Here is a 4,608-nt window from a genome sequence, read left to right on the forward strand (position 1 = left end):
CGTGAAATCCTTGGCCGGCCAGGCGCGCCATGCGGCGGCCGATCTTGCCGCGGCCGACGAGCCCAAGCGTGGCGCCGGACATGTCGCGCCCCAGCCAGCGTTGCTCGGGCCAGATCCAACCATCACGTGACACCGCCGCGGTGATGGAGGGCAGCCGCTTGGCCAGCGCGATCATCAGCGCGAAGGCGCCTTCGGCGACGGTTTCCTCAGCATAATCCGGCACGTTGACAACGGGAATGCCACGCCGCATCGCGGCGGGGATGTCGATGGCATCGACGCCGACGCCATATTTGACAATGCCGTTCAATCTGGGAGCCGCCTCGATCACCCGTGCGGTGATCGGCGTGTAGCACATCAGCAAAAGATCGGCGTCCGCAACGGCCTGCATGAGATCAGCTTCGGGGATGCCGTCCGGCAGCGTCACCAGTTCGACCCCCCTCGCCCGCAAGCCGGCGTCGATGCCGGGACATTCGAGTTCGCGGTCGGTGCGCACGGCCTTCATGGTCAGGCCGCCAGCACCGTGCGCTCGACGATGTCGAGCGCGCCGTCGAGGTCGGTTTTCGAAATGACCAGCGGCGGCGACAGCGTCAACACGTTGCCTTGGCTGATCTTGAAGCTCAGCCCCTGTTCAAGGCAAGCATAGAAGACGCGCTCGGCGAGATCGCGTGCCGGCTGGCGCGTATCGCGATCCTCGACGAGCTCGACGCCGACCATCAGTCCCCTGCCCCTGACGTCGCCGACATGGGGCGACCGCGCCATCAGGTGCTGCATGCGCCCTAGCATGTGCCGACCGAGTTCGGCCGCGCGCTCGACCAGCCCTTCCTCCAGGATGATGTCGATCGTCGTCAATGCGGCGCGGGTCGTCACCGGGTTCTTCTCGTGGGTGTAGTGGCCGATCGCGAAGCCACCGGTGACGTCGAGATCGCGGCGCGCGATGATGGCGGCAATCGGCAGGACGCCGCCGCCGAGCGACTTGCCGATGACGACGATGTCAGGCGTCACATCATCATGCTCGTGCGCGAAGAATTTGCCGGTCTTGCCAAGGCCGGTCGGGATCTCGTCGAAGATCAAGAGCGTGCCGTGCCGGTCGCAGGCCTCGCGCACCCGCTTCCAGAAGCCCGGCGGCGGCGGGTTTGGCGTCGCCCGCATCGGTTCGGCGACGACCGCCGCCACGTCCTGCTCGCGGCCAAGGACGTAGGCAATCATGTTGGCGCAGGCGAGGCCCGATGCTTCCAGGGAATCGTGGCCATAGGGGCAGCGATAGCCGTCCCAAGGCGCGACGTGCTCGGTGCCGGTCATCATCGGGCCTGATATGTGCGAGCGGAAGGTCGCCTCGCCACCAACGCTTGCTGCGCCGAAGCCGGCGCCATGGAACGCATCCCAGAACGACACCGTCTTGAAGCGGCCGGTCGCGGCGCGGGCGATCTTCAGCGCGACCTCGATGGCGTCCGAGCCGCCGGTGGTGAACAGCACCTTGCCGAGATTGCCGGGCGCTAATGCCGCCAGCTTCTCGGCCAGTTCGACGGCGGGCTCACAGGTGAAGCGGCGCGGCGCAAAGCAGAGCTCATCGAGCTGCTTCTTGATGGCGGCCACAAGCCTCGGGTGGCCATAGCCGAGGTGATGGACGCTGTTGCCGTGGAAATCCATGAAGCGGCGACCGGCGGTGTCCTCGATCCAGATGCCTTGCGCCTTGGCGATCGTCGACAAACAGGGGCTGGACAGGCTCTGGTGCATGAAGGCGGCCGCGTCGCGATCGAGCAGGCCGCGGATCCGCGGATCGCCCTGCCCGGCATCCCAGCGACCGCGAGCCGCTGTGGTGTTGGAATCGCCTTCGGTGTGCACAAGTTCAGATATCGCGGCCATCATGGTCTCCGAAATGCGAATGAGGGAGCGGCGAACGCTCCCTCGATTGTTCTATCCGTCAATGCCGTCCGGTCAGGACCAGGGCAGCGAAAATGTCTTCACATTGGTGTAGCTCTTCATCGCTTCGATGACGCCTTCCTTGTAGCCGTTGCCCGAATCCTTGATGCCGCCGAAGGGCGACATCTCGATGCGATAGCCCGGCACTTCCCAGATGTTGACGGTGCCGACCTGCAGCCCGGCGATGTATTTCTGCATGCGGGGAAACGAGTTGGTGCAGACGCCCGACGACAGGCCGAAGGCGGTCGAGTTGGAGAGCGCAATCAACGCCTCGTCATCGTCCGGCGCACGCACGATCGGGATGATCGGCCCGAAGGTTTCTTCCATGACCAGCTCGGATGTATGCGGCACGCGATCGACGACGATTGGCGGCAGCAACGCGCCCTGGCGGCCCGGATTGTAGAGAATGTCGGCGCCTTGCTCGGCAGCCATGTGGACGCGGGCTTCGAACAGCGCCGCCGCCTTCTCGTGCACAACCGTACCAAGGTCGGTCGCGCGGTCCATCGGATCGCCGAAGCGGATCTTCTTCGCCCGCTCCAGCACCAGCGGCACGAAACGGTCGGCGACACTTTCCTGGACGAGGATGCGCTTGACCGCGGTACAGCGCTGGCCGGAGTTTTTCGTCGCTCCGGCCACTGCCAAGTCCGCCGCCTTTGCCAGATCCTCGTCCGATAGATCGTTGAGAATGATTAGCGGGTCGTTGCCGCCGAGCTCCAGCACCTGGCGCTTGTAGCCGGCGGTGCGGGCGATCATCTTGCCGACCGGCACGCCGCCGGTGAAGGTGATCAGGTCGATGTTGTCGTTGGTGATCATCTCGTTGCCGATATCGGCCGGCCAACCGGTCACCACCGACAGCATTTCCGGCGGCAGGCCGGCTTCATAGAGAATGTCGGCCAGGAGAAGTGCGGTCATCGGCGTCAGTTCGGTCGGCTTGACCACCACGCAATTGTTGGTGGCGATCGCCGGCGCCACCTTGTGCGAGACCATGTTGAGCGGATGATTGAACGGCGTGATCGCCGAGATCGCCTTCAACGGCTCGCGAGTGGTGAAGATCTTGCGCGCCTTCCCGTGCGGGGTGAGGTCGCAGGAGAAGATCTGCCCGTCATCCTGGATGCACATCTGCGCCGACAGCGTGAACACGTCATAGGCACGGCCGACCTCATAGAGCGAGTCCGTCTTGGAGATGCCGAGCTCGAGCGTGATGAGATCGGAGATTTCATCACGGCGCGAGGCCAATGCCTCGGCGGTGCGGAACAGTATCTGCTGACGCTCGTAGCGGGTCAGCCTCGATTTGTAGCCGGCGGCGATCTCGAATGCCTGGCGGGCGTGATCGGCGCGGCCGGCCGGAACGGTGCCGATGACGGTGTCGTTCCAGGGGTAGCGCACCTCGACGACGCCGTCGGCATCGACTCGTCTGCCGGCGATGCGCATCGGCTCGTGGCGAACTTTGATGGCGGGGTCGAGCTTGGTCATGGGTTCTGCTCCAGCAGATTCTTGTTGCGCGGAGGATTCGACCCCCACTCCGGCCCTTCGGGCCACCTCTCCCCGATCGCCGGGGGAGAGGAAATCAGGCGAGGTCAGTGCCTCAACGTTTTCAGGCTAAGCCGCGGCTAACCCTGGCGCCTTTCCTCTCCCCCGTCGATCGGGGGAGAGGTGCCGAGCGTAGCGAGGCGGAGTGGGGGTCGACATTGGCTCAGCCCGCCAGCGCCGCCGCCATCATCGCGTAATAGAAGGCATCGAAATTGCGCAGCGTCGGCTCGTTCGGCAATTCCGGCAGCACACGATTGACGATGAACGGCACCTCCTGCTCGGTCAGCCCGCCATGCGACCGTAGCGGTTCGTTCAGAGCCGCCAGGTCATGGCGATGTTCCGAGGTGCCGATCGTCTTGTTCTCGGTCGAGATCAGCACGATGTCGCCGATGCGGTCAGCCGGAAGCTCGAAGCGCTCGCAGGCGGTCGGGCTGTCGACGACCAGCATGATGCCGTCGATCTTGGCCAGCCTGGCCATGATATCGGCCTGGTTGGCGCCATCAGGCAGATAGGCGGTGGCGAAGGAACCCAGCGCGCCATGATGCACGACATAGGGGTCGGTGATCGGCAGGATGACGCGGGCGGCGTCCTTGCCCAGCCAGTCGTCGAGAATATCCTGGACATAGACCACGTCGGGCGAGCCGTCGGCCTTGTGCTTCGGTTTCATGCCATGGTCGGCGGTGACGACGATGGCAGCACCCAGCGCATCGAGCTCGGTCAGGTATTTGTCGAACATCTCGTAGAAGGCGTTGGCCTGCGGCACGCCGGGCGCATATTTGTGCTGCACATAGTCGGTGGTCGTCAGGTACATGATGTCGGGGCGGAATTCCTTCAGCAGCTGGACGCCGGCGGCGAAGACGAATTCCGACAATTCTGCCGAATAGACCTCCGGCACCGGCAGCCCAAAGTGCTTCGAGGCATTGTCGATGCCGTGCTCGGCTTTGCTGGTGGTGTCGGATTTTTCAGCCGAGAAGCACAGCGCGCGGCCTTCATCGAAGGCGAGGCCCTTGCCAAGCAAGGCACGCAGCTTGTCCTTGGCGGTGACCACGGCGACCTTGGCGCCGGCATCGTAGAAGGCCTGGAAGATGGTCGGCGCGCGCAGGAAGCGCGGGTCGTTCATCATCACTTCCTTGCCGGTCTCGCGCTCATAGAGATAAT

The 4,608-nt window shown here is 64.4% G+C and carries 4 protein-coding genes; all 4 read right to left on the bottom strand.

Annotated elements, in window-relative coordinates; all coding sequences use genetic code 11:
* A partial coding sequence (locus tag EN991_RS24495) for an NAD(P)-dependent oxidoreductase (protein WP_281058810.1) occupies positions 1-502 on the bottom strand: 502 nt, incomplete at its 3' end.
* Between the two features lie 2 nt (positions 503-504).
* Entirely contained in the window at positions 505-1,863 is a 1,359-nt protein-coding gene (locus EN991_RS24500; RefSeq protein ID WP_127369726.1) for an aspartate aminotransferase family protein, read from the bottom strand.
* Positions 1,864-1,935: 72 nt separating this feature from the next.
* Positions 1,936-3,393 carry a phosphonoacetaldehyde dehydrogenase gene (gene phnY, locus EN991_RS24505; RefSeq protein WP_127369727.1) on the bottom strand — a complete coding sequence of 486 codons (1,458 nt, stop codon included), beginning with the start codon at positions 3,391-3,393 and terminating at the stop codon, positions 1,936-1,938.
* A gap of 220 nt (positions 3,394-3,613) precedes the next feature.
* The coding region (locus tag EN991_RS24510; protein ID WP_127369728.1) for an alkaline phosphatase family protein at positions 3,614-4,608 on the bottom strand (995 nt) is incomplete at its 5' end.

Origin of the sequence: Mesorhizobium sp. M7A.F.Ca.US.005.03.2.1 (assembly GCF_003997795.1) — a bacterium.
Lineage (GTDB): Bacteria > Pseudomonadota > Alphaproteobacteria > Rhizobiales > Rhizobiaceae > Mesorhizobium > Mesorhizobium ciceri.